Genomic DNA, 24,739 nt, shown 5'->3' with positions numbered 1-24,739 from the left:
ACTGTGCGGAGCCTGAGATAAATACCTGGCAGGTAAGTGCAGGACTCCGTAGTTTGCGTTTTAGGAAGCGTTGCAAATTGGGGTAAGGCTTATCTACGATGACTTGTATAAACGCCGACCCAAGCCATAGATCGAGAGTTCCATTGACAACTATTTGGCAACAGTACAGTTCGGATAGCCGTGAGCAGTACGTAGCGGCAATTAAGGCTCTGGGAGCTTTGTCAGCTTTATTTCGGCAGAAGGCTGACGGCACAGCAGATCAGACAGCGTACATATCCTCCAAGTATCAAGAAACTGTATTTGCCCGATTCTTCAATGGAACTGTTGTGGACAAGGGAAATGACCCGTATGACGTGATGATTCCTAGCTCTGTTTCTGGAAAGCGTGATCTGGTCGGCATTAAGACGTTTCTTAACTCGTCTAGTTCGATGCAAAAAATCATGCAGTTCAAAAGTGTGGCGACGACGGAAGGCTGGACTTCATGGATCAAAGATGGCGAGTATCAAAGGCTTGTCACCAGAATTGCTGAACTTAGAAACCAAAAACTGAGGTCGACGCAAAATTTGTTAGCTGGTGTCGGAATCGCACCTGAAGATGCGTTCGCAAATATCTTTTACCACTACTTGTCGCCGCTAAAAGACGGTCGAGTATATGTAGGCGAATCGGATTATTCATTTATGGATGAGAGCAATCTCAGCTATAAAGCGCCTAACGAATCAAAGCGGATTTCTTCTCTTCTATTTAATGATGGCAAGAATGAATACAAGTACACACCTGCTGATTCAACCCTGTACATGCGTTTTGTGCATACGAGGGCGATCAATAATGGTGGAGACATAGTCGATGAGTTTGCGGTCAGGCAACTTGATGATCCGTATGCATCCTTGATGCGTCTTCTAGAAAGCGGTTTCGCTGAACTGCTGTCGCCAGGCCACCCTGAAAGAGGGAACAGCGACGTCGTCCGAGGTCGTCGCCGTGCTATTAAATCTACTGTAGAAACTGTTGTGCCGGTGGTTGTCCAGCAACCAAAATTAGACGTCGAAAATGTATCGATGGTTCCTGCTGATGGTTCGCCGAGATCGCGTTCGAAGAATAAAGCATGGGCGCCCGACTTGACTGCTGACATGACACGCCGGGCTTCGAATAAAGAAGTAGAACGGCCTGTCATTTTCCCGATTTTCAGGCTGACTAAATACGGTGAAACTCCTGCCGGGGAAGTGGATGCAAAGTCCGGCCTGAATGTTCGTCTCGGAGCTTCCAAGAACAAAGGATCGGGCACCAGGCGCCCAGTGAATGAGGTTGAAATCAAGATTCCTGAACCGCGAAAGTTCTACGAGGAATTTCCTCGATTCTTTGGAGTCAACGACAACGGCGAACCCATTTCTAAGCTTAAGAGGGTTGGTTCGAAGTGGCAAACAGTATTCGAAAATATTGACGATCGAACTTTTGAGTTAGTTTTAAGTCAGTCCGGCCAAAAAATGGATGCTATCCTAACGGGCGATGGCAACAAACAATTAATGTCAAAACATCATCAGGACACCCTGGGCGGATGGATATTGTCTCAAGTGTTCCAGCTGGGGGAGTACGAGCTTTTAGACCGAAATAAGCTCGACCAGCTCGAATTGGATTGCATTAAACTAACGCGACTTGGGAATAGACGAGTCGGTATGGAATTCATAAAAATCACAGAAGAAGAACTGGAATTCTTGTGGCCGCCGAAACAAGATTTGTTCAGACAATTGTGGACGCCAACTTCGACGGACGAAGCTTGAGCCGGTTAGAAGGGTATCGGGTTCAGGATGGTCGTCAGGGAAATAAGTAAGGTCCGTTGCGCTCTGTAGAAGTGGATATTGTCTAGGTAATCCATTATTTGGTAACTATTAGTCGTGTCCGTTGGTCTGTATCGTGCCGCGACTTCTGCCTGAAAACCTCAAGAAGTTCATGACCTGATGTTATGTTTTCGCGTTGCGGTCGAAATACTTACTAATAAATAGGTTCCCGATACCCTGGAGTCATGGGTTCCCGCTTCATCCGCAAAGTCCGCACCGCATCAGGCGCCGTCGCCGTGCAAATCGTGGACCAAGCCGGACGCACCACGACCTCCGTGGAACACTTCGGCTCAGCGAACTCCGACGCCGAACTGGCCTTGCTGCTACGCACCGCCGAGCAACGCCTGCATCCCGGGCGGCTCTCCTTCGACCTCGGCGATGTGGAGCAAGAACCCGCATCCCTGGTCGAGGTCGCTGACTGGACCAACAACTCCGAACTGCCCGCCATAGCTGCTGACCGCGGAAGACCGCGATCCGGTGCCAGGCACCGCGAAAGTTGTTGCATCCCCGGCCGCCGAACTGTGGGAAATCCTCACCGCAGCCTGCGCTCGGCTTGGATTCGAAGTCCTTGGTGACGAGGGGTTTCGCGCCATGGTGTTTGCCAGGCTCATCGAGCCGACATCCAAAGCAGACACCATCAGGGTGCTCGATGACATCGATGCACCGTATCCGTCCTTGCGCACGCTCTTCCGCAGCCTGCATCGCTGCCACGATCTGAACTACAAGGACACCCTGGCCAAGGCGATGGTCGCCTACCGATCCCAATCAGTGGGGCTCGGAGCAATGATCATGTACGACGTCACGACACTTCACTTCGAAGCGAAAAAGGAAGATGACCTCCGCAAAGTCGGCATGAGCAAAGAACATCGGATCGACCCGCAAATCCAAGTCGGGCTGCTCGTGGACCCCGCGGGGTTCCCGCTGGAAATGCATATGTTTGCCGGGAACAAGGCCGAAACCACCACGATCGTTCCGGTCGTCTAAGCATTTCAGGAACACCATGGCATCACCGACATGGCGGTTGCTGCTGATGCTGGCATGCTCTCCGCCTCGAACTTGACCGCATTGGAAGACGCCGGGTTCAAATTCATTGTTGGCTCACGCATGGCCAAAGCACCATATGACCTGCAAGAACATTTCGATACGAAGGGCAATTGCTTCGCTAACGGCCAGATCCTGGACTCGAAGCGTGTCATGGGCACCGGCAAGCAAGGTCGCGAACCGCGCGTGATTTACCAAGGGCCCTCGAAGCGTTTCATCACGGATAATCGCAACATTAATCTGATGGAACGCCGTGCCATGGGCATCGCTGAGGGCACGAGCCAGATGCGTAAGGCCCGGTTTGTGAAAACGACAGGAGCGAAGCCTGAAGTCGATGAGGATCGGATTGAACGGGCTCGCATGCTGGCCGGTTTGAAGGGCTATGTCACGAATATCGGCTTGTCAGTGATGAAAGGCCAGCAGGTCATAGACTCGTATCATGACCTCTGGCAGGTAGAAGCTTCGTTCCGCATGACCAAGAGTGATCTTTCGGCTCGTCCCGTGTTCCATCGGGACGAGGACGCCATCGATGCTCATCTGACCGTGGTGTTCGCTGCGTTGGCGATTGGCCGGCATTTGCAGGAGTTCTCCGGAATGAGTTTGAAGCGGATCATCACCGATATGAAGAGTGTTCGTTCGGCGAAAATCCAGGTCAATGGTGATTATTTGGTGATCCCTGCTGACGTTTCTGCCGAGCTCCGGGAGTTATTGGCGAGGCTCAAGCGTGACGAAAAATACTTACTAAGGCTTTGGTGCGTAATAGGTAAAGCGAGCGATCCTTCGCGCCAGGACCCTGGAGAGGACGTCCGGAAAGAGACGCGAAGTAACCATTGAGACGAGCATGATCGAACAATTATGTCACCCTTTAATGACGAAGCGGATCAAACAATCCAACGTATCCATCGAGTAAAGCGTCTAGCGTGATATTGCTATTTTAACGATTTTCCATAATGTCGGCTCTGAAGCGTATGCTCTATAAAAACTAACAGCGAATCATCCGCAGTTTCGCCTATGTAACTTACGGGAGTAGGAACGATGGACCTTACGAAAGAAAACGTATTGAAACTGGTTTCAGACCGGTCCAAAGCAGAAATGGTTCAACGGATCGAAGCAGCCAAGTCACTTTTGAAAGAGTACGGTTTTATACCGGTAATCGCTCGCTTCTTGGAGGAAATTATCGAGGATGAAAAAAGACGCCGCCCCGGTCCGGGTGATACAAGCGGAGGCCCAGTATCTGGTGGTAGTGGAGGTTGGTACGTTCCGAAGGATGAAGATGGAACCGTCTGGTCCAGAGTGAAAGATCATCTCCGAAGATCAATTGGTGAGGCTGTCGAATCTGTAGATGAAATGTCGAATAAGGTTGTTCAGAATCTTGCAAACCCTGCTGTACAAAATGCAAAGGCCAAAGGCCTCGTTGTGGGCCGGGTTCAGTCTGGAAAAACAGGGAACTTTACTGCCGTCTCGGCGAAGGCAGTTGACTCCGGGTACCGTTTTATCATCGTTCTAGCAGGAATGTACGACAACCTACGGGAGCAAACGCAAGAACGTTTGGACAAAGACTTATTTGCACATATTGATGAAAATAAAGTTGTGGCATTGACGGATGTACTTGGAGATATTGCACCCTATCGCAGCACGAAGCCGACAATGCAGGCGCTAGCGAATTCATTCCATTCGAATTCACACGGTGGGAAAGTGGTCACTGCTGTTGTGAAAAAGAACCTCCGCCGGTTGGAGCACCTTCTCGAACTGCTGCAGGGGCTCGACTCTTCTGGCTCGCTAGAGCATTTGCCAGTCCTCATTATTGATGATGAATCTGACCAAGCTTCACCAAATACTAAAGCGGATAAAGAAACCCGTTCGGCGATCAACGATCTTATTGTACGTATTGCCGGTACAGTGCGTCGGGGAACCTATCTGGCATATACGGCGACGCCATTCGCCAATATATTCTCTGATCCTAACGATGAAGCTGCCCTATATCCTTCGGACTTTATAATTCCATTGCCTAAGCCAGTCGGCTATTCAGGCAGCGAGGAGTTCTTTGGCGTGAGTGGTGAATTTATTGACGATGATGGCCAAGAGACAGCTGACTATGGATTGGTACGCAGTGTGGCGTCAGCTGAGGCACAGGTTCTCGTTCCGAAATCTCCCAAGGTACGCAGAGAGTCAGGTTCGGTGTATTCGCCGACGATGCAACCCGGTTTAGAGGAATCGATTCGATGGTTCCTTCTTGCATCGGCGATTCGTCACTATCGTGGCCAGCATGATCAGCATTCAAGCATGCTCATTCATGCAGCAACTTGGACTGACGCGCACTTCACGATTCGTGATCTTGTCTTAGCCTTCATTGGGTCAGTTCAAGAAGAAGCTGAGTCAAATGATTATAAAAAATTCGAGGCACTCTATACCCGCGAACTAGCGAAAATTTCCGCCTCGTCTACGGGGCCCATGTTATGTCCGCAGTTTACGGAACTTCTCCCTTATTTGAACAGGATTATCGCACTCTTTGACGAGTCATCTGTCGTTGCCGACAACGGTGAATCCGACTTCAGAATCAAGTATGAGGAGAATAATCCCCAGGTAGTGATCGTTGTCGGTGGTAATACCCTCTCACGAGGGTTGACGCTGGAAGGCCTAGTTGTCTCCTTCTTCCTGCGTGCTTCAAGGATGTACGACACGTTGTTACAGATGGGACGTTGGTTCGGCTTCAGAACTGGTTATTTGGATTTAGTCAGACTTTGGACGACTGATGAGTTAGCCAAAGACTTCGCTTTTCTTGCCGGGGTCGAAAACGAATTACGCGCTCGAATAGTCGAGCTTGCTGAGTCCGGGCATACACCTGCCTCGGTGGGTCCAGAAGTCCGCGCTCGTGCGGGTAATTTGCAAATTACAAGCAAGAGCAAAATGTTCTTTACCAAGAACATCAAGATTGCTCTAGGCGGAACACGTAGACAAACAACGATGTTCCCTAAGAACAATAAAGATTTCTTGATTCAAAACCAACAGGCAGCCAGAAAGTTGGTCCGCGAGGCAGCCCCGTCGTCAACGTCTTCGTTTACTGACCCACGATCTTCCTCTCAACTATTTGAAGATGTCTCTGCAGAAGCGGTCATCTGCTTCTTGAAGGAATATCGTGTCTACGAGAAGCACGAGCTTCTGCAACCGTCCATCACCGTTCCCTGGATCGAAGAACACGTAACTGGTAACTGGAATGTCGTGTTGCGAGGGTCGTCCCGAGGACGAGCTGATTTCGCATTTACTGCGGAAGCGCTGATTCCGATGGGGAGCCGCACCATTGATAAGAATGATCAAGAGGGTTACTTCGACGTTAGAACGTTGATGTCGGGGGCGGATCCATTAATTGACTACATCGTGAAGGCTAACGCGCGTGGCGAGAGCGCTGAAGAATTAAACGTGAACACCGCTGAAGCACAAATGATAATTCGAAAACGTGAAGGAAATAAACCACTTCTCATTTTGTATCCAATAACCCGGATGTCGTCGGAAAAAACTGTACTCGGTGAGGTAGTCCGCAGGGGTATGAACGCAGAAGCTGACGTTATTGGCATGGGGTTGGTCTTGCCGTCCGTTGGAGTCAGCGACGCGAAGTATGTCGGTGTCGTTCCAGTACTTGGCGGTGCGTACGACGATGATGAAAACGACGAATATGATTACCCGGAACGTACATCTGAAGACAAAGAGTCTGATTATGTCCCTGCTCCCATCAACTAGTTCACGAGTTGTGTCGAAGGCGCAACTTGATTAGAAAGAACAGCCAAATGCAAAAACTTGATTGGTACTCCCAACCGACAGGAATGGGTACTTTCACATCCGAAGGCACCGAGAAACTTCTAGGAACTCCGGGGGTGGAAAATCTTGAACTGTTGGTTCGCGAATCAGCACAAAATTCATGGGACGCATCGAACGACGGTAGCATCCCTCAATTCGGCATAGATTACCGAGTGCTAACAGATGAACAGCGAGATTTACTCGGGGATAGAGTCTTCAGCAACGGTCGTCAGTACACATTCCTACCAATGTCTCTGATGAAGCGAGAGTTAGATGTACTTGAAATTTGGGACCGAGGTACGACAGGACTAAACGGACCTGTACGCGCGGATCTTACTGTGCCCGAAGGAGTTCCAACTAACTTTATTGACCTGATTTACATGATTGGTTCAAGCAATAAAGATCAAGCGGCAGGTGGCAACTACGGCTTTGGAAAGAGCAGTGTCTTTAAATCGAGTGAAGCCAAAGCAATCGTGTATTGGACAGTGTGCTATAACGAATTTGGCTCCATGGAACATAGGTTAATTGCCAGTGGTGTTTCCAAAGAATTCGACATTGATGGGCGTAGCTATGTGGGAAGACACTGGTGGGGAAAGCAGGTAGAAGACTCGGAAACAGGCGAGAAAAGGCTCGAACCCCTGATCGGACGAGAGGCGCAGGAACTCGGGGAAGCGCTCTTTTCTAGAGCTTTTCGTAGTGGCGAAACAGGAACATCAATACTCATTGTGGATCCTGACGAGCAAGCCATGATAGGGAATCCTGTAGAGGACGAACTTATTTCAGAGACGTCGTTGTCAAACGATAAAGAATTTGTAATAGGTATGGTCGGCAAACGTCTGACCGACGTAGTACTGAAGCATTTATGGCCCAAATTGGTCGGAATGAATGACAACAGGAAAATGCAAATATTTACAAATGGCGTTGAGATTACTGAACATATGGCTAAAAACTATCCATATGTTGGCTCATATGTAGCTTGTCTTGAGGCAGTGCGAAATGTACATGAAACCAGCGAAACAGCATTTTCGAATCCGAATGTAGAAGTATTTGAAATTATTGTCGGGCGAAAGCGGGAGGTCGTTGGGCATGTGGCGATGACGACTAACATCAATGTTGCTAGTACTGCAGACTACGAGACTACTGAACTGCAAGGGACGGACATCCCTAAAGACTCCGTTGCACTGATGCGAGATGGCGCCGAACTGATAGTGAAGTACATATCCGATTTGCAAGACCACCCAAAGGAGATGCTCTATTGGACAGGTGTTTTCAAGCCTTGTCCGGAATTTGATTCCGACTTCGCAGCAGCTGAGCCTTCATCGCATGATGATTGGATCGTAGGCAGTCTGCAAGGTCCTGCAAAAATGCGAGTTAATGTTTCATTGCAACGCATTAGGGAAGCAGTTCTGAAATACCTAGGATCGAACGAACCAGTCAAAGTACCTTCTGGAGTCGGATCGGTTTCCGCGCTGGCGCTGGAGCTCGGCAGACTTGTGGCATTCACTGGAGGTGGCTCTCCTGTCGGAAGCCCGGGTAACAACACTGCACACCAGAGTGGTGCTTCGGGCACGGAATCTGGTAACCAACGGCGGAGCGCCAAAAGACAACTTGGTGGTGAGCGTTTCGACAGGCAAATCCAAGTTGTCGACATCAGTTTAGAATCAACGACGGGTCGACGAAATACACATAGTGTGGAAATTGAGTTCTCCGGAGATTGGTCTAACCAGCGTAAATTCTCAGTCAAGCCCAAGGTCCGAATAGAGGGTAACGCTAAGGCTGCAGGAAGAGACGACCATTTCGAATTTGTGTGGCCTGCAGGAATTCTCGAACAATCTGTGCAGCCTGACGGAACGTCCATTTTGAGCATGGAAAGCGATTTTGATGAGATCAATTTCGATATATCTTCGCCTGGACATTTCTCTTTCGATCTTGAGTTGGAGCCAAAGTAATAATCATGAGTAATCGAGTGACGGCATATCCTTATAAGAGGATCAAGCCATCAGCCTGCCTGTGGGACGAATTAGAAATTATTTACCCCGAGGACTGTAGCCTGGAGAACTTGTCAGCTAAATGGGATTACGATGTAGACCTGCAATTTAAGGTTTCCGTGGAACTTTCGGAAATTGCCCTTACACCGGAACAGCTGGCCGGGGTAGAGAAGTTTATGTTGGCAATTGATGTTCACTGTCCTTCCACTATGTGGCGTGGGCATGAAGTTGCGACAGCGGATATGCTGACGGAAGCAGGAACAAGGAGATTCTCAGCCACTGTGAATGTCCCGGGGAACATGGTGTCAGAATCGCTCGAAGTTAAGCCGTCTTTAGTCGGGCCGGTAGCGGTTCCGTTCTTCGATAGGCCGATATCGCAGGTGGTTCTGCTTGACGGCCCCACGAAATCTGTTGTGCTCGAAAACTCATTATTTTACTTTCCAACTTCAATTCTGAGTTTCTCCGAAGCCAATTGGGCAAGCGCTCCTTGGCGATTCGAGCTGACGCCACAATCAATGGATGATCTATACGCAAACTCATCTCGTCTGTATATTAATTCAGATAAGAAAATTTCGGAAATCCTGCGCAATTCTGACGGAGACGCGTTGAATAGTACTGCGATAACAGCGATTACACGCGATTTGCTTTTGGTGACTCTGATGAAACTTTCAGGCGATCAGGCATTGCGGGAAGAATGTCGAGAATCCGATTTTTCACCTGGAAGTGTTGGTCAGGTGGTTTCTAAGCAAGTCATGGACTTATTTGGAAGATCGTTAGATGCTGTAATCACCGAGTTCGAGAAAAACCCATTATTCTTGATGATGCAATTAGATGCGGGATCTAATTACTTCGCGAAGGGGATTTAGAAGATGGCATTTTTATATCCACGTCTAGAGAAGTCTGAGGCAATTTTGATTGCCGAGGATCTTCGGGGTAGAAAACTTGAAAGGTTCGACGATCCTCAGGGGACAATTGATTTCGGAAAGGCGACTACCAAACCTACAGGTGGTGTGCCTGTATCTGTTGAGCATCTGCAAAAGCTACGCCTTGGTGTCTTCGAGGCACTGTCTGGTATTGAAGAGAATATTTCGGGAAGCACTTGGACAGACGAATATGACAGACGGCTGGGGAAGGCGCTGTGGGAGAATCTAGAAATGATTCCTGGTGATTCTGGTTCTCCGGAGGTGTGGTATTTCCTTTCATTAATCGTCTTTCCTAATACATGCAACACCCGGTACTCATTCACAGATGAAGATAATCTTCACAGGCACATTGGGCCGGTTCGGCGTACCTACCTGAAGAACCTTTGGGTTCGTCGCCGAATCTATGGATCAATATTGGACGAGGGACTCTCCGTATTCAGCGATGATCTGCATTTTCAAATAACTGACCGTGTAGTAGCGCGCACCACACCAAATTTGTGCCATGCGATTATTAATACCTTGATGCAAACACCTGACGTCAGCCGCGTGTTCTACCGTCGTTTTTTACGTGAGGTTCAGGCTGTTGCTTCTTATGTTCCCTTCGCCTTACTGCCGGATACCGAGCTTCGGAATCTTGTCCATGAAGTTGCGGTTTATGCAGCCGATGCTTTAGGCGTAGGCGCACCCGTGCGACGTGCGCAAATGGATAGCCCGACCGTCGATGGAGACGGCTCAACTTATAGCGCAGAGGATGCAACGGAACAAGAACCGCGTCCCTCTACGAATGCCATGGCGGGACTCCGCATGTCCGAAGAGAAAACGGTCGAAAATGTACAGATTAGTAAGCCGTCCCAGGTCCGTCGTCATTTCGAGAGTTTCAAAGCGACTAGCGAAGAATTGCGAATCGCATCGGACGAGGCTCGCCAAACTAGATATGCCGAAGTGACCGCTGTAGAAGCTGTAGAACATGAGACGCAGCTTAGTGCCGTTGAAACAAACGGCGGGATTTCTGAGACTTTGCAAACTCCGGTTGGCAACCCTGGCGATGTTAGTCTAGTTAATTCCTTCACATTAAGAACCTGGCGCAAAATATACAACAAGCTTGATTTTAGAGGTTTACTCGACGACCGCGCGTTGCAGGTATTTGAAGAATTCCTCGAGGGTAAAAAGAGTTCGAACCCTATCGCGGCGACGCTGATGATGCGCTACATGGCTACTGCACTGGAACGTGGAATCATGAAACCAGAAGAGATTATGCGAAAAATCAAACAGTAATAAATTCCTCCTGAAATGCGGATGATGTGCAAAAAGAAATATTCGTTATGACATTTTAGTGATAAATCGTTCTTATCAACGTGGTCTAATTTTCTGATACGTTGATAAGAACGATTCAATTGTGCTATTAGTTGGCCTCTGGAAGCATCTGTGCTGCCTCAAGAAGTATTGCTCTTGCCATTTTTTCAGTGTAGGTGCCCAGGAGAATGTCACAGAGATACTGGGAATTCTTTTTCAGAAGCTCGCTCTCAATAGCGTTGAATTTAGATATTTCTATATTTTTTAGATTTGTGGTATCGAGATCCTCGGTGGCTGGGATTTCGTTGGAAGCAACCTTATGATTTGATTTAATATCATCATCAGTATCAAGAGTGACGGTTTGGCTATCATTTTCATCCGACTGTTCTGATGGTATGACATCGGGCTCGCCGTCAATCAAACTAGAATCGAAATGTTCTCCCCGCAGGATCTGTGGCACTTCGCCCGCAGTTCCTATCACGTCAAGATATCTAGTTGTGCGGGTGAGTGCAATATAAAGCAGTCGTGCGCCCCACTGGTCGTCTGTCTCGAGGATGCGTTGAGGATCAACGATGATTACAGCATCGAATTCCAGGCCTTTAGACATTTCGGGCGTGACGAGGTTAATCGAACGGCCTAAGCCACCGACAGTCGAATCATCCCACTGAACGTCTTGCTGGTCGAATGCTTCTCTCAGGGCGTCAAAGTGTTCTGCTGGAGCGATTACGCCTACAAATCTTCCATTGGAGCTATGCTCGCCGGCTTTCGCAGCTACTTCTGTGTGGAATCGACCGGGCACTACTTCAAGCAGGCGTGGTTTGGTCGCAACTTCTCGTATGATTTTCGGTGGTTTGATTCCGGGTGCGGCCAATGGTAATAAACGCTCAGCAATTACATAAACTTCCTTGGGAACGCGATAGCCATAGTCAAGATGCTCGATTCTCGACGGCAAGCTGGTTCGGAGAGCTTGTTGTATTGGATCCCAAGAATCGCGTGGAAATGCGCCTGTTGATTGAGCCAAATCACCGACGACAGTCATGGATCCGTGGAGGCTTCTGCGTCGAATCGCATGAAGTTGCATCGGGGTTAGATCCTGGGCTTCATCAAGGAGAATGTGTCCCCAAAGTTTTACATCAGCATTCATGTGGCTACGGGCCTCATCAATCAGCGCAAGATCTGCTATCGTCCACGGCTCCTCAGCCATTCGTTCTGCAGGAGCTCTATACAGAAGCCCCGCCTGTTCTTCGCTAATCAGATTCTGGGCTGCCTGTTGCAACCGTGCTTTAGACCCAAGCAGGTCGCGAACGAATTGTTCGGGAGACAAGCGTGGCCAGATCCTGTCCAGAGCAGATTCAAGCGATTGCAGGCTGACTTGGTTCTCAATATTTATGGCACTAGACCGTGTGACACTAGCTTTTGCGCATTCTTCGAGCAGTCTTGCCCGGAGTGCTTTTCTACCTTCTGAATATGGCCTAGAGCGCAGCTCATCAAGAGAGGAGCGCAATTGCTCGGGAGCGATGACGTACGATGAGGCGGAATTCTTACGGTTAATTCGTAGAGGACTGATCGGTAATTTAATTCTATTGTTTAGGCCTTGAGCGATCACGTCTGCCATAACATCGCTACCTTTGACACGAGCAACGCTTTCCTGATCTGTCCCGTTGACCTTTATCGTTTTCCCTTCGAGGAGTTCAATGATTGACGTTTGATATACGTGATCATCGCCAAGTTCAGGAAGCACGTTCTGAATATATCGAGTGAATGAAGGTGTCGGACCGACTACCATCATGTCCTCGGGCGAAAGGTCGTCGCGATAATTAAACAGGAGCCAGGATGCACGGTGAAGGGCGACTGCGGTTTTCCCGGTTCCTGGACCACCTTGGATTATGAGCAGCTGGTCTTTGTCTGAACGGATGAGCTTGTCCTGTGATGCCTGAATGGTCTGGACAATATCCTGCATTTTTCCAGTGCGTGAAGATTCCAGCCCTGCAAGCAATACTGGATCTGATTTAACCTCATCGACTAGCGATGAAACCTTTTCCGCCAATTCTTTGTAGAACCGATCAGATAACTGATCAATGTGATTGCCGGTGGTCGTGTAATCACGACGAGCTACAACACCATTCGGCTCCTGCGAGGACGATTGATAGAGCTCGCCACCCTTAGGTGATTTCCATGAAATCACCATGTAGTCGCCGTCTTCGTCTAGGATCGGCGTCTTTCCGACATAGTATGTTTCTTCGTCTTCCATCTGGTAGCGACGGAACGCGACGGCATCATCTTTGGATAAACGGATTTTAGAGTCCAGATGCTTCTTCAGTGCTCGGCGTTCAGCAGCGGTCCCAACTCCGCTTCCATCGGACGAGGAAAGATTAAAACTAGCCTCATGTGATTCCATAGCCTCATCGAAGTAGGCCTGTTCAGCCCTTAGTTCCATGCTTGATGATGTCATGATAACTTCCTTGAAATCGAATCTTATGTTCTGAATCTATCTGGATTGGAGGTTGGCGATAACCGAGTCTAAATGCTTTCTAATCTCCACAGTTTCTCGCTGTCGACCATACAATTTCAGAAGTTCTTTACGCATTTTATCTGGTGAATCTCGCTTGTTTTCAGAGTCGCATAAGAAATCTAATGCGTTGGCGAGTTCATGAGGTGAAATCTCCAGAAAATCTCGATGTCCCAGTGTACGGAAGATTCGCCAATTCTCGGGAGTCATGCTGCGGGGCCACAGAAAGCCATTTTGATCTTGAGTAACTTCGGCGTTCTGATATTGCCTAGTGATCTGCGCAATCCTTGTCTTTGAAAGGCGGGAAAATCCGAAGGCCTGGCCCACTAGGCGTGCTACACGCGCAGGACTCACAGGTCCTTCGACATCTACGATGTCTTCAATGAGACTCCGGACCATCTCCCTCGTCCGGACGCTGCGCATGGAATCTAATTCAGATTGTTCTCCAATGATTACCTGTTGCCACTCTTCGCAATCGTTTACGTATCCCAGTGATGATGGATTTTCAGGTTTCTTCTCTGACGTACCGCCTCGTTCACCTTTGACCCTGCGAGTATCAGGCTCGTCGGGACCTGCGCTAGGATTTTCGTTCTTCCCCATAGAATCCAAAAGATCAGTGCGAATATCAGATACTGCAGAGGCAGTCTCGTTGGCCCCGATATGAATAAGCAGAGCATACGAAATTTCAATCGCTTGCAGTGCATCGAAAGCTTGAAACTCATCGTTGTGAGCCCAGCGATTCCGAATGAGGCGAAGTACTGACCCGTAGGAACTGCACGTACGGTTTCTGTCCTGGAAGTCGAACGGGTATCCCAGATTTCCTAATCGCTCAGTGAGCACTCGTAGTTGCATGGAGAGGTCTGATGACTTGTATACCCATAAAGTGGTATTTTTCCCTCGCGCATTATCCAGTTGTTGCAGGATATTTATCCAATGAAGACCTCCAAGATAGGGAGTAAGCCTTTCTTGAATGTATGGATCGAGCTCTTTGCTCACTAGATCCAGTACTCGGGATACGGTCATAGAATACATGTTGGCCCTCATCGCTAGATTTATCTTGCAATGAAGATTAGTGCATAGGAGGGACAACTAAGGGATGCGCTCTGACGAGGCGGTGGGTTTATGACTGTCAATACGGCACCATCTGCATTCCGTTAGTCAATGTCGTTGTTATAGTTTCGTTTTATGTCGTTTCAGGCTATGCCAATCGGACTTTTGATGCGGGATTCCAGATGCCTCACGTCCGACGTATACTTGTCTAATTTGATCCGGGGATTGGGCGAGGCCCAGGGGTCATCGACCTGATCACCTTCCTGGCCAGCGACAAGGCCGAGTTCATCGCCGGCGCAACGATCCCGGTCGATGGAAGCTACACCGCCGCCTAGTTTTACCCGTGCCACTATGAATACTTCAGATCCTGCCACTGCAAGGCAGGTTCTTTTTGATGACGTAGTGTCGAGGCTCTTGTCCAAGCAGCAACCGGACTTCAGCGACATGGAGGGTGCATCTGGTCCGTGCGTGGTATGTCATTTCACTGCCATACGATTGTCTGGATGCCTCTGCGATTTTGGTGGCCGAAAGCGAGAATAGGGCTGGTGCAATGAATTACTCTCTAAGCACCGTGCTCTGCAAAGAGCTGCCCCTGAATCAACATGAAATGCGGAGCCTCTGGGAAGGTAAATATGAATCAAGTGCGTCTTCTGCTCGACTGCGACACCGGTATCGATGACGCTTTGGCTCTCGCTTACCTGAGTTCCTGCGAGCATGTGCAGATGGAAGTTGTCACGAGCACTCCGGGAAATGTCGATGCCCGGCAGGTCGCTTCGAACAATCGCGCACTGCTTGCGCTCTGCGGTAAGTCGGATATTCCTGTGCTCATCGGAGCACGTGAACCTTTAGAAATCCCTTTGGTGACGACGCCGGAAACCCATGGTCCACAGGGCGTAGGCTACGCGACTCTTCCCGCCCCGGCGACCCCAGCGTCAATGGATCTCGATGCCATCGATTTTTGGATCGAAGCTGCGCGGCGCACCCCGGGCGAACTGACTGTCCTTCTCACCGCGCCACTGACCAACTTCGCTCTGGCACTTCGCCGCGAACCACGTCTTCCATGGTTGCTGCGCAAGGTAGTGATCATGGGCGGTGCCTTCTACTACCAGGGCAACACCACGCCGACGGCCGAGTGGAACACCCATGTGGACCCGCATGCAGCAAAGGAAGTCTTTGCGGCCTACACCGCTGCAGCTGAACAAGGACTGGATTCATCGAAGCTACCGATTGTCTGCTCTCTGGACACCACGGAGCGCTTCGAAATGCAGCCGGACTTCCTGACGAAGCTCTCCATTGAAGCCGGATGCGCTGAACCGGAAATTGTCCAGGCTAGCGACTCGGAAGGAACGCTGAGCAAGTCCTCGAATCCACTGGTGCGCTATCTCTCCGACGCCCTGCGGTTCTACTTCGAGTTCCATCGCCAATACGACCAGGGCTATATCGCCCACGTGCACGACTTCTTTGCCGCTGGCGTTGCCGCCGGCACGCTGGACTACGAGACCCGCCCCGCAACGGTGGACGTAGAAACAGATTCACCATTGCTCTTTGGCACGACAGTGGCTGACTTCCGCGGGCTGTGGGGCAAACCGGCGAATGCACACGTGGTCGTGGCAAATAATCCCGAGGCGGGATTTGCCGAGCTGGTCCAACGACTCGGTGCGCTTGCAAGAAAACTCAATGAGAATTCCTGAGCGCAGGCAGGTGGGCTAGACTCTTCTACCGGGTCGAGGTGACATAGACCCGCCATTCGCGCGTTGCGGGAGCAATCCTGCGCGCAATTAACTCGTATCCCCAGGATTGCCTCATCATGTCACGGAATCTTCTCTTGCCCGAAGCATCACCTACCCAGCTCCTGCGCCGCCGGGTGCTTGGTGCCGCGGGAACCTTGCTTCTCGTTGGAACTTACCTGTTTCTGGTCATCACCCAACCGGCGGGAATCGTCGAAGGGCTGGGCCAGGGAGTTGCTCTGGCAACTTTCGCCGCTTACCTGATCGCTGCCATCCTGCTGCTGCTCGCAGTCTTGCCGGATCTGCCAGTTTCTGCCCTGACGCTGATCCCGGTCGCCCTGGCACTGAACATCATCCTCGGCCAATTCGTCGGATCCGTCATGGTCCCGCTCTACCTGGACTCCATAGGCACCGTACTGGTGGGCTTCCTGGCCGGACGCCGTGCCGGAGCCGCCACCGGCGTGCTCAGCACCCTGATCTGGTCGCTGTTCGCTCCCACTGTCTTGCCATTCGCAGCCGGAGCCGCGCTGGTCGGTTTCCTTGCCGGAACTGCCGCCCGCTACGGCGCCTTGCGCCGGCCATACCTTGCCCCAATCGCAGGTCTGGTTTCCGGTGTGCTGGTGGGCGTGATCTCTTCCCCGGTAGCCGCGTTCGTCTACGGCGGAACCTCGGGAGTCGGTACCGGCGCAGTAGTTGCAGCCTTCCGTTCCATGGGTGATTCGCTGCTCTCCGCAGTCACCAAGCAGGCACTGATCTCGGATCCAGGAGACAAGGCCATTGTCTTCCTCATCGCGGCGCTGCTGATCTTCGCCTTGCCGAAGCGCCTGAGCGGTTCCTTCGAATTCATCCGCCGATACAACGTGCTGGGCAAGAGCGGAAACAAGTAGTACACCGATGAAGCGCCGCATCACCGAGTTGCACCCTTTTACCGTGCTTTGCCTCGCCTTGTTCACGGTTGCCGTAGCTACGGCTGCCAGCGTCTGGTGGCTGAGCTGCGCGGTGATAGTGATGTGCCTGGCCATTGGCGCGGTGGCTGGCAAGGCTCGCAAGCTCGCGGCGCTCAGCGGTGCAATCATGCTTCCAACCATGCTGTCCTTGCTGATGATCCATGGATTGGCGTCCCGGGATTCTTCCCCGGTAATTGCTGCCTGGGGACCAATCAGCCTGACGCGTGAGGGAGTAGAGATTGCAGCGGCATTGGCTTTGCGCACAGCGGTGCTGGTGGTGGTCGGCTTGCTCTGCGGTTTGCTCATCGATAAGCACCAACTGGTGGCAGCCATTGATTTGTCTCCCGCTCCACCACAGGCGGGATACCTGTTGGCATCCACGTTGTTCCTTCTTCCGCAGATGATGGAAAAGCAGCATGCCATCGGCGAAGCCCAAGCCTTGCGGAAGGCAGGGACCGGCCGTGGGTTGGCCGGGTGGCTGCAGCGCCTGAGGCTGCGTGCTGTGCCGCTGGTACTTTCCTCGGTGCAGGATGCCCATGACCGTTCGGTTCATCTGGCCGCGCGCGGTTTCCCGGCCCGCGGTGAGCACAGCAGATTGCGCCTAGTCGCAGACTCGCAGATCCAGCGGGGCGTGCGCTGGGTTGCCCTGCTGAGCTCGGTGCTGGTGCCGGTAGCGATTCTGATGCCATTCGGAGGAGCCGCATGATGGATATGGATCACCGTGGACACGCCGGAACCACCGCGGCGCTGCACCTCAGGCTGGGAAGCTTCCGCTACGCAGACGCGGATCGCGATACCTTGCGCGCAATCGAGCTGGAATTATCTCCGGGGTCCCTGACTGTCATTGCGGGGGATTCGGGTTCCGGGAAGTCCACATTGGGCGAGGTGCTGGCCGGCATGCTTCCGCGGCCGGGAGCCGATCGGTGCGAGGGAACACTTATCCTGGCGGGTCAACGGATTGATTATTCGCCGGAGCATTCGGCGCGAATCGACGTCGCCGGCTGGGCCAGGCACGTGGGATTGCTGCCCCAGGATGCCGCTCTCTACCTTTCGAGGATTCGCCAGACAGTTGCAGAAGAGCTGGTCTTCGCGCGGGAGAACGAAGGAATGCCCCGCGAAGAGATGGCCGAGGTCATCTCCGAGCTTTCAGCACGGCTGTCCTTGGAGCATCTGCTGGAACGCGATCCTGCCAAGCTTTCAGGAGGCCAAGAACGCTTGGTCGCCCTGGCCGCGCTGTCAGCAGCCATGCCTACCATCATCGTGCTGGATGAACCGCTGGCAGGCTTGGATTCCAAGGCAATCGAAGCAGTGACGGAGATGATCACCCGGCTGCGTGCCGCAGGCACCGCGCTAGTGGTGTTAACCCGCACCACTGAAGCATGGGAAGCTGAAGCAGATGCCCTGTGGAATTTGGCGGACGGAACTTTGCGGCCTGCGGCTGAAACCGCCAGAACTACTTCGTTGTCTTCCAGTCCGACTCGAGCATCCGTCGCACTAGCCTTCGCAAAGCCCCTGCTGGCCTTTGCCGGAGTGCAACTCGGATACAAGGGCGCGAGTGCCCCGGTCATCTCCGACCTCGATCTCGAAGTCCGTGCAGGAGAATGCGTGGGGCTTGCCGGTGCCAACGGAACAGGCAAGACTACACTGCTCAAAGCCGCCGCGGGCCTGCTCAAGCCAATTGCCGGCAAGTTGCGGGTGGCAGCCGATTCCGGGATGCTCCTGCAAAATCCTTCGGCCCAGCTGTTCGAGCGGACGGTGACCCGGGAGATTGCCTTTGGCCTTCCCAAGAAGGGCATTCAGTGCGCCCGGGTGCCGCAAATTCTTGAGCAATTGGGTTTGGCATCCTATGCCCAGACCCATCCTTATGAGCTGCCGGCTTCGGCCCGACGGCTTGTTGCCTTGGCTACCGTGCTGGTGCGCGAACCGCAGTTGCTCCTGCTGGATGAACCAACCGAGGCGCTGGATTCGGCGGGGCTTCAAATCCTGAACGAGGTCATCGATTCGGTGCTTGAACGCGGGGGAGCGGTGCTGTTCTCTTCCCATGATGAGCAGTTCATGGCGCGCACTGCCGATCGGGTGCACAGAATGCCGCGATAACAGCGGGGAAACTGCTCACTGGACCTTGTTCAACAGACTGCCCTGGCCGTTAGCCAGCTCATATTTCCAGCCGAACTGGAATACCTCCACGGAAAACCTAGTTGGACTATGCAACTACAAATTCCACTTCAGGAGTCTTATCCCATGGATCTGTTTTCCCCTCTCGCCCTCGGCGACCTCAAGCTCTCTAACCGTTTGGTCATGGCACCACTGACCCGTTCCCGTTCAGGTAAGGACGGCGTGCCCAACGCTGACGTTGTCGAGTACTACCGCCAGCGCGCATCCCTTGGCCTGATTGTCAGCGAGGGCACCTACCCGAGCTTTGCCGGCCAGGGATTCGTCCGCCAGCCGGGCCTAGTCACCGAGGAGCAGATTGCCGGCTGGAAGAAGGTCACCGACGCGGTGCACGCCGAAGGCGGCCTCATCGTCGCCCAGGTCATGCATGCTGGCCGCGTCACCCACCCGGAAACCACCGGTGTCGACTACGTCGAAGCACCCAGTGCCATCGCGGTTGAGGGCGAGTCGCGCACCTACACCGGAAAGCACGCCTACCCGGTTCCGCATGCACTGGGTTCTGAAGAACTCCCACGGATCATCGAGGAATTCGTGACTGCTTCGCGCAACGCCATCGCCGCCGGATTCGACGGCGTGGAGCTTCACGGTGCCAACGGCTACCTGTTGCACGAGTTCCTGGCACCTTCGGCCAACACCCGTACCGACAGCTATGGCGGCTCCCCGGAGAATCGGGCCCGCTTTGTCATCGAGGTAGTGACCGCGGTGGCCAACGCCATTGGCGCTGGCAAGACCGGCTTGCGCATTTCGCCGGAACACAATGTCCAGGGTGCGGTGGAAAGCGATCGCGCGGATGTGCTGGCTACCTACACCGCGCTGGTTCGGGGCATCGCGCCACTGGGGCTGGCCAACCTGAGCATCCTGCACCATGACCCAGCCGGCGAGCTGGTCCAGTCGCTGCGCAAGGAATTCGGCGGTCCGGTGCTGCTGAACACCGGCTTCGCTGAGATCACCACCTATGAGGAAGCCGCTCGCGTGGCTGCCGAAGGCTGGGGCGAAGCCGTTGTCGTGGGCCGCCCTGCGATTGCCAACCCGGATCTGGTGCGCCGCTGGAAAGAACAGCTGCCGCTGAACGAACCGGATTTCGCGACCTTCTACACCGAAGGTCCCAAGGGCTACATCGACTACCCGTTCTGGGAGAACTGATCACGCCAGCTGAATAGCAACGCCGGCGGCTCCGTCCAATCTGCATTGGGTGGAGCCGCCGGTTTATTGTCATGTTCTAGCTTCGAACCTACCCAAACCAGGGCTTCTCGGCCGCGGCGAGCGCCCCGTCGTTCTTGGCCATGTTCAGCCACTGGTTCACGTACTCCTGGAACTCGTCATCACCCAGCGGCAGCAGGTAGGCCTTCTGGGAGAAGTTGAACGGCTTGTCCGGGTGCACTGCGCACAGCTCGGGATGCTCATTGGCCACCCACCGGGTTTCGGAGGCATCGGTGGTCATCACATCCGCCCGTCCGGCAATGATCTCATCGAAGATCTTGTTGTTGTCCTCGAAGCGGATGATTTCCCCGTCGGGATAATTCGAGTCTGCGAATTTCTCGTTGGTGCCGCCGATCGGGGTGATGGAACGGACCCCGGGCTGGTTGATTTCCTTGATCGTGTCGTACTTCTCCACGTTCTCGCACAGGGTGATGGGTGTCTTGCCCTCGTCCAGTGTGGCTTCGCTGTAGTAGGCCTGCTGGGCACGTTCCATGGAAATGGAAACCCCGCCTACTGCCATGTCGCACTTGGAGAGGAAGTCCGGCATCAAGTCCTTCCATGAGGTCTGGATGAACTCGGGTTCGACGCCCATGGACTCGGCAAGATCCTTGGCCATCGTGATGTCGATTCCCGACCATTCCCCGGTCTCCGGGTCGAGGTAGGTGAACGGCCGGTAGTCCCCGGTGGTGCAGACCTTCAGCGTTCCGGCTTCAATTACGCTGGCCAGCCGGGTGCTGTCGGAAGCTGGCTTCTGGTCGTCGCCGGATTCCGGGGCTGGAGCCGAACAGCCTGAAAGGAACAAGGCCGCGCATAGGAACAGCAATGGCAACCGGCGGGTGATGGACGGATTCTTCTGTGAACTGTCGGTCATAGTCCATCAATCTATAAGCCGTCCGAATCAGGGCACAAGACTTCCGGGTTTTCTTGCGGAAGCGGAAATCAGCTGGCGGAAGGAAGCGCAGCGGTGATGTCCAGCGCGGCCACGAGGTCCTTGCTGTGCTGGTGTTCCGGGTCAGCCAGGAAATCGTCGAGGGGGCGATGCTCCACCAGCTCGCCCTCGTAGAACACTGCCACGTCATCACTCACATAGCGGATCACGTCCATGTCGTGGGAGATGACCACGAGGCTCAGCCCCATTTGCTCGCGCAAATCAAGCAGCAGGTCGAGGATGTGGCGCTGGGCTACCGAATCCAGTGCCGAGGTGGATTCATCGCAGATCAAAACCTGCGGCTCGGTCAGCAGCGCACGTGCGATAGCCAGTCGCTGGAGCTGGCCGCCGGAACACTGGCCCGGCCTGCGATCCAGCAATTGCTCGGGCAATCCCACCTGGGCCATGGCTTGCGCCATGCGCTCACCGGCCTGGATTGCCGGCAGCCGGTGCACCGCCGCGCTCATCGAAGTGCGGATGGTAAGCCGGGGATCGAAGGAAGAATACGGTTCCTGGGCAATGACCTGCACCCGGGTTGCTTCGCCATTATGGCGCGCCTGAATGATCCGACCGGTGGTTGGCTGTTCCAACCCGGCCAGCAGCCTGGCAAAGGTGCTCTTGCCGGAACCTGAGCGGCCCACCACACCCACGACCTGGCCACCGTGCAGGCGCAAGCTCGTGGGGTTCAATGCTGCCGGGCCTTTTGCGCGGCGCGTATAGTTCTTGCCCGCGTCCACCGCCTCGAGCAAGCATGCCGAATCCGTCGCACGGAGCGTGCGCAGAGGAGGCAAGCTGGCTTCGACCAGCTCGCGTGTCTTGGAGTGGCGGTCCTTGGAGAAGATCAGCGCGGTAGGGCACTGGTCCACAATCTGACCGTCGCTGACTACTACAACGCGATCCGCGATGTGCTGGATGCTGGCGATGTCATGGGTAACGAACAGGACGCCTACGCCGCGCTCCTGCTGCTTGCGGCGCAGCAATTGCAGCACCTCGGACTTGAGGATCGAATCCAAAGATGATGTCGGTTCATCGGCCAGGATGAACTCCGGATCAGCGGCTAGGGCGATGGCAAGCATGGCGCGCTGGGCCATCCCGCCGGAGAGCTGGTCCGGGCGTTTGCCGGCAATCTGCTTGGCGGGAGACAGGCCTACTTCCTCGAGCAAGGACAGCACCCGATCCTCATGCTGGCGGGCTTTGCCCCAGCCGTGGGCTCCCAAGGCCTCGAGCAGGTGCGCGCGGATGGTCAACCGCGGGTTCATCACGCGCTTAGGCTGTTGGAACAGCATGCTGATGCGTCGTCCGCGCACCGAGTCCATGGCTTTCTCGTCCAGCTGGTCAAGGCGCTGGCCATCAAGCAGGATCTTCCCCTCAGCACGCAGCTGCTGGGGCAGCAGGCCGATAATCGCCTTGGTGAGCAGCGTCTTGCCGGAACCGGAACGCCCTACCACCGCCACCAGTTCCCCGGCTCGCAAGGCGCCACGTGCCTCGGAAAGCAACCGCTGATCGCCGGAGCTGACCGAGAGATCAATGAATTCAAGTTCTCTAGTCATGGATTTCCGCCTTGGCCTCGGTAGCAAGCACGTCCTGCCCGCCCAGCACGTGGGTGATGCGATTGCCCAGCAGGGTAACGCAGAAGCTGACCAGGAAGATCGCTGCGCCCGGCGCAGTCATGCCCCACGGGGAGCGGATCGCATGAGGCTGGGCCTCGGCCAGCATCGAACCCCAGTCGGACTGCGGCGGCTGGACTCCGATGCCCAGATAGGACAATGAGCCGAGCAATACGAGCAACAGGCCGAAGCGCAAAGCGGCCTGGGCCAGCACCGGACCCGCGACGAAGGGCAGGACATGATGGCGCAGGATGAACCAGCGTGAAGCACCCACATGCTTGGAGGCCTCGACATGGTGGGTGCTCAATGCCTGGGCCGCCATGGAGCGCACCAACCGTGCCGTGGGGGTCCATGCCACGACGCCCACGGAAAGCACCATGGTGGAGAATCCGGGACCCATGACCGCGATGATCAGCAGCGCAATCACGATTTCGGGCAACGCGAGCAGCAAGTCGTTCACGCGCAGGAAGAGCTCATCCAGCCAGCCGCCGCGCACCGCGCTGAGCAGGCCCAGTGCGGTGCCCACCAGCAGCGAGAACAGCGTGGTGATCAGTGCTACCGATAGCGAGAACCGGCCACCATGCAGCACCCGGCTCAAGGTGTCGCGGCCCAGGGCATCGGTGCCCAGCAAGTGGGCCAGGCTGGGTGCCTGCAACCGGTCCGCCAGGCTCTGGGCGTTGGGATCATAAGGGGAAATCCACGGGGCGGCGATGGTCAGGATGACCACTGCCAGCAATATGAACGCGGGAGGGGAAAGCAGGATTTCCCTGGAATGATTCCTAGCCATGCCGTACACCAATCCTCACATTGGGGTCACTGATCTTGTGCACCAGGTCAACGATTCCGGACACCACCACGGCACAGGCTACGACAACCACCACGCCGCCCTGGGCTACCGGGATATCGGCATCAACGATGGAGTCGAAAATCAGTCTGCCCATGCCGGGAATGGCAAAGATGACTTCCACGATGACCGACCCGCCCAGCAACCCGGCAAACCAGACACCCACCATGGTCCACAACGGCAGCAATCCATGGGGAACCACATGGCGAACCAATGCTTGGGTGCTGCTCAGCCCGCGGGCACGGGCCGCCAGCACATGCTCGGAGTCCAAAGCCTGGCACACCCCCGAGCGCACCGCGACGGTGAAGAAGCTGATGGGGCGCAAGGCCAGAATGAAGACCGGGAGCACCAACGAGGCAGGGGAATCGAACCCGGCCGAGGGCAGCAGCGAGAAGCGCACCGCGAAGAGCAGCACCAGCAGCGGAGCCAGCGCGTATTCAGGGATCGCAATGAGCGCATGGGTGATGGAGGTGATGAGCCTATCTGGCCATTGCCCGGCGCGGGTTGCCGAAGCGACGCCCAAAAGGATGGAGGCCACTATGGCCACCAGCAGGGCGCTGCCGGCCAAGGATAGGGTGACGCCAATGGCCGGGAGCACCTGGTCGGCTACCGGGGTACCACTGATATGCGAGATGCCCATGTCTCCGGTGGCGAACCGGCCCAGCCACCTTCCGAATTGCACCAGCATCGGGTCATGCAGGCCGAATTGCTCTGCGTAGGCCTGCACCGTTGCCTCGTCGGCGGCCCCAATGTCCATGCGGGCGCGCAGCAAGGAGCGCACGGGGTCCCCGGGGGAAACAAAGGGGACCAGGAATACCGCGAAGGACGAAAGCAGGACTGCTGCGCCGAGTCCCAGGACCCGGCGCAGCATGGTGGTTAGAGGAGACAC

General features: G+C 54.0%; 16 protein-coding genes and 1 pseudogene. 11 read left to right on the top strand and 6 right to left on the bottom strand.

Annotated elements, in window-relative coordinates; genetic code table 11:
* Nucleotides 1-143: 143 nt before the first annotated feature.
* From EKH49_RS02030 to EKH49_RS01995, 6 genes and pseudogenes are all read left to right on the top strand, one after another.
* On the top strand, nt 144-1,772 hold the full coding sequence (locus EKH49_RS02030) for a hypothetical protein (RefSeq protein ID WP_128469470.1): 1,629 nt from the start codon (nt 144-146) through the stop codon (nt 1,770-1,772).
* Between the two features lie 242 nt (nt 1,773-2,014).
* A pseudogene (locus tag EKH49_RS17140) lies at nt 2,015-3,590 on the top strand (IS1634 family transposase); the annotation flags it as partial.
* Nucleotides 3,591-3,905: 315 nt separating this feature from the next.
* Nucleotides 3,906-6,605, top strand: a complete 2,700-nt coding sequence (locus tag EKH49_RS02010; protein ID WP_128469466.1) for a Z1 domain-containing protein — start codon at nt 3,906-3,908, stop codon at nt 6,603-6,605.
* A gap of 47 nt (nt 6,606-6,652) precedes the next feature.
* The gene (locus EKH49_RS02005; protein ID WP_128469465.1) at nt 6,653-8,611 is read left to right on the top strand and encodes a hypothetical protein; all 1,959 of its coding nucleotides are present in this window, start codon (nt 6,653-6,655) and stop codon (nt 8,609-8,611) included.
* 5 nt (nt 8,612-8,616) lie between these two features.
* On the top strand, nt 8,617-9,516 hold the full coding sequence (locus EKH49_RS02000; protein ID WP_128469464.1) for a hypothetical protein: 900 nt from the start codon (nt 8,617-8,619) through the stop codon (nt 9,514-9,516).
* Nucleotides 9,517-9,519: 3 nt separating this feature from the next.
* Nucleotides 9,520-10,848 (top strand): hypothetical protein, encoded by a 1,329-nt coding sequence (locus EKH49_RS01995; RefSeq protein WP_128469463.1) that lies wholly within the window; start codon nt 9,520-9,522, stop codon nt 10,846-10,848.
* A gap of 127 nt (nt 10,849-10,975) precedes the next feature.
* Here the strand turns inward: EKH49_RS01995 and EKH49_RS01990 are convergent, their stop codons facing one another.
* A complete protein-coding gene (locus EKH49_RS01990) occupies nt 10,976-13,318 on the bottom strand; it encodes a HelD family protein (RefSeq protein ID WP_128469462.1) in 2,343 nt (780 codons plus the stop codon).
* Between the two features lie 36 nt (nt 13,319-13,354).
* Nucleotides 13,355-14,398 carry a DUF3320 domain-containing protein gene (locus EKH49_RS01985; RefSeq protein ID WP_269088411.1) on the bottom strand — a complete coding sequence of 348 codons (1,044 nt, stop codon included), beginning with the start codon at nt 14,396-14,398 and terminating at the stop codon, nt 13,355-13,357.
* Nucleotides 14,399-15,057: 659 nt separating this feature from the next.
* Here EKH49_RS01985 and EKH49_RS01975 point away from each other — a divergent pair.
* From EKH49_RS01975 to EKH49_RS01955, 5 genes are all read left to right on the top strand, one after another.
* Nucleotides 15,058-16,116, top strand: coding sequence for a nucleoside hydrolase (locus tag EKH49_RS01975; protein WP_128469460.1), 1,059 nt, complete (start codon nt 15,058-15,060; stop codon nt 16,114-16,116).
* A 116-nt stretch (nt 16,117-16,232) separates the two neighbouring features.
* On the top strand, nt 16,233-17,039 hold the full coding sequence (locus EKH49_RS01970) for an ECF transporter S component (RefSeq protein ID WP_128469459.1): 807 nt from the start codon (nt 16,233-16,235) through the stop codon (nt 17,037-17,039).
* Nucleotides 17,040-17,046: 7 nt separating this feature from the next.
* Nucleotides 17,047-17,805 carry an energy-coupling factor transporter transmembrane component T family protein gene (locus EKH49_RS01965; protein ID WP_128469458.1) on the top strand — a complete coding sequence of 253 codons (759 nt, stop codon included), beginning with the start codon at nt 17,047-17,049 and terminating at the stop codon, nt 17,803-17,805.
* Entirely contained in the window at nt 17,802-19,196 is a 1,395-nt protein-coding gene (locus EKH49_RS01960) for an ABC transporter ATP-binding protein (RefSeq protein WP_128469457.1), read from the top strand. The genes EKH49_RS01965 and EKH49_RS01960 overlap by 4 nt, the downstream gene beginning before the upstream one ends.
* Before the next feature lie 144 nt (nt 19,197-19,340).
* A complete protein-coding gene (locus tag EKH49_RS01955; protein ID WP_128469456.1) occupies nt 19,341-20,414 on the top strand; it encodes an alkene reductase in 1,074 nt (357 codons plus the stop codon).
* 88 nt (nt 20,415-20,502) lie between these two features.
* Here the strand turns inward: EKH49_RS01955 and EKH49_RS01950 are convergent, their stop codons facing one another.
* From EKH49_RS01950 to EKH49_RS01935, 4 genes are all read right to left on the bottom strand, one after another.
* Nucleotides 20,503-21,342 (bottom strand): transporter substrate-binding domain-containing protein, encoded by an 840-nt coding sequence (locus tag EKH49_RS01950; RefSeq protein WP_201739537.1) that lies wholly within the window; start codon nt 21,340-21,342, stop codon nt 20,503-20,505.
* A gap of 68 nt (nt 21,343-21,410) precedes the next feature.
* Nucleotides 21,411-22,949: an ABC transporter ATP-binding protein gene (locus EKH49_RS01945; protein WP_128469455.1), complete on the bottom strand. Its 1,539-nt coding sequence runs from the start codon at nt 22,947-22,949 to the stop codon at nt 21,411-21,413.
* Nucleotides 22,942-23,793 (bottom strand): ABC transporter permease, encoded by an 852-nt coding sequence (locus EKH49_RS01940; protein ID WP_236640982.1) that lies wholly within the window; start codon nt 23,791-23,793, stop codon nt 22,942-22,944. Before EKH49_RS01940 ends, EKH49_RS01945 begins: the two co-directional genes overlap by 8 nt.
* Nucleotides 23,786-24,739: an ABC transporter permease gene (locus EKH49_RS01935; protein WP_236640981.1), complete on the bottom strand. Its 954-nt coding sequence runs from the start codon at nt 24,737-24,739 to the stop codon at nt 23,786-23,788. The genes EKH49_RS01940 and EKH49_RS01935 overlap by 8 nt, the downstream gene beginning before the upstream one ends.

It is taken from the genome of Glutamicibacter sp. HZAU (assembly GCF_004100365.1).
Lineage (GTDB): Bacteria > Actinomycetota > Actinomycetes > Actinomycetales > Micrococcaceae > Glutamicibacter > Glutamicibacter nicotianae.
This window is presented reverse-complemented; position numbering and strand designations above follow the sequence as displayed.

Bases quoted from the DNA above. Each gene is read 5' to 3' on its own strand.
- EKH49_RS01955 (WP_128469456.1), top strand. From the start codon at position 19,341: ATGGATCTGTTTTCCCCTCTCGCCCTCGGCGACCTCAAGCTCTCTAAC.
- EKH49_RS01970 (WP_128469459.1), top strand. From the start codon at position 16,233: ATGTCACGGAATCTTCTCTTGCCCGAAGCATCACCTACCCAGCTCCTG.
- EKH49_RS02010 (WP_128469466.1), top strand. From the start codon at position 3,906: ATGGACCTTACGAAAGAAAACGTATTGAAACTGGTTTCAGACCGGTCC.
- EKH49_RS02000 (WP_128469464.1), top strand. From the start codon at position 8,617: ATGAGTAATCGAGTGACGGCATATCCTTATAAGAGGATCAAGCCATCA.
- EKH49_RS01940 (WP_236640982.1), bottom strand. From the start codon at position 23,793: ATGGCTAGGAATCATTCCAGGGAAATCCTGCTTTCCCCTCCCGCGTTC.
- EKH49_RS01960 (WP_128469457.1), top strand. From the start codon at position 17,802: ATGATGGATATGGATCACCGTGGACACGCCGGAACCACCGCGGCGCTG.
- EKH49_RS01965 (WP_128469458.1), top strand. From the start codon at position 17,047: ATGAAGCGCCGCATCACCGAGTTGCACCCTTTTACCGTGCTTTGCCTC.
- EKH49_RS01990 (WP_128469462.1), bottom strand. From the start codon at position 13,318: ATGACATCATCAAGCATGGAACTAAGGGCTGAACAGGCCTACTTCGAT.
- EKH49_RS01975 (WP_128469460.1), top strand. From the start codon at position 15,058: ATGAATCAAGTGCGTCTTCTGCTCGACTGCGACACCGGTATCGATGAC.
- EKH49_RS01945 (WP_128469455.1), bottom strand. From the start codon at position 22,949: ATGACTAGAGAACTTGAATTCATTGATCTCTCGGTCAGCTCCGGCGAT.
- EKH49_RS01950 (WP_201739537.1), bottom strand. From the start codon at position 21,342: ATGACCGACAGTTCACAGAAGAATCCGTCCATCACCCGCCGGTTGCCA.
- EKH49_RS02005 (WP_128469465.1), top strand. From the start codon at position 6,653: ATGCAAAAACTTGATTGGTACTCCCAACCGACAGGAATGGGTACTTTC.
- EKH49_RS01995 (WP_128469463.1), top strand. From the start codon at position 9,520: ATGGCATTTTTATATCCACGTCTAGAGAAGTCTGAGGCAATTTTGATT.
- EKH49_RS01985 (WP_269088411.1), bottom strand. From the start codon at position 14,398: ATGACCGTATCCCGAGTACTGGATCTAGTGAGCAAAGAGCTCGATCCA.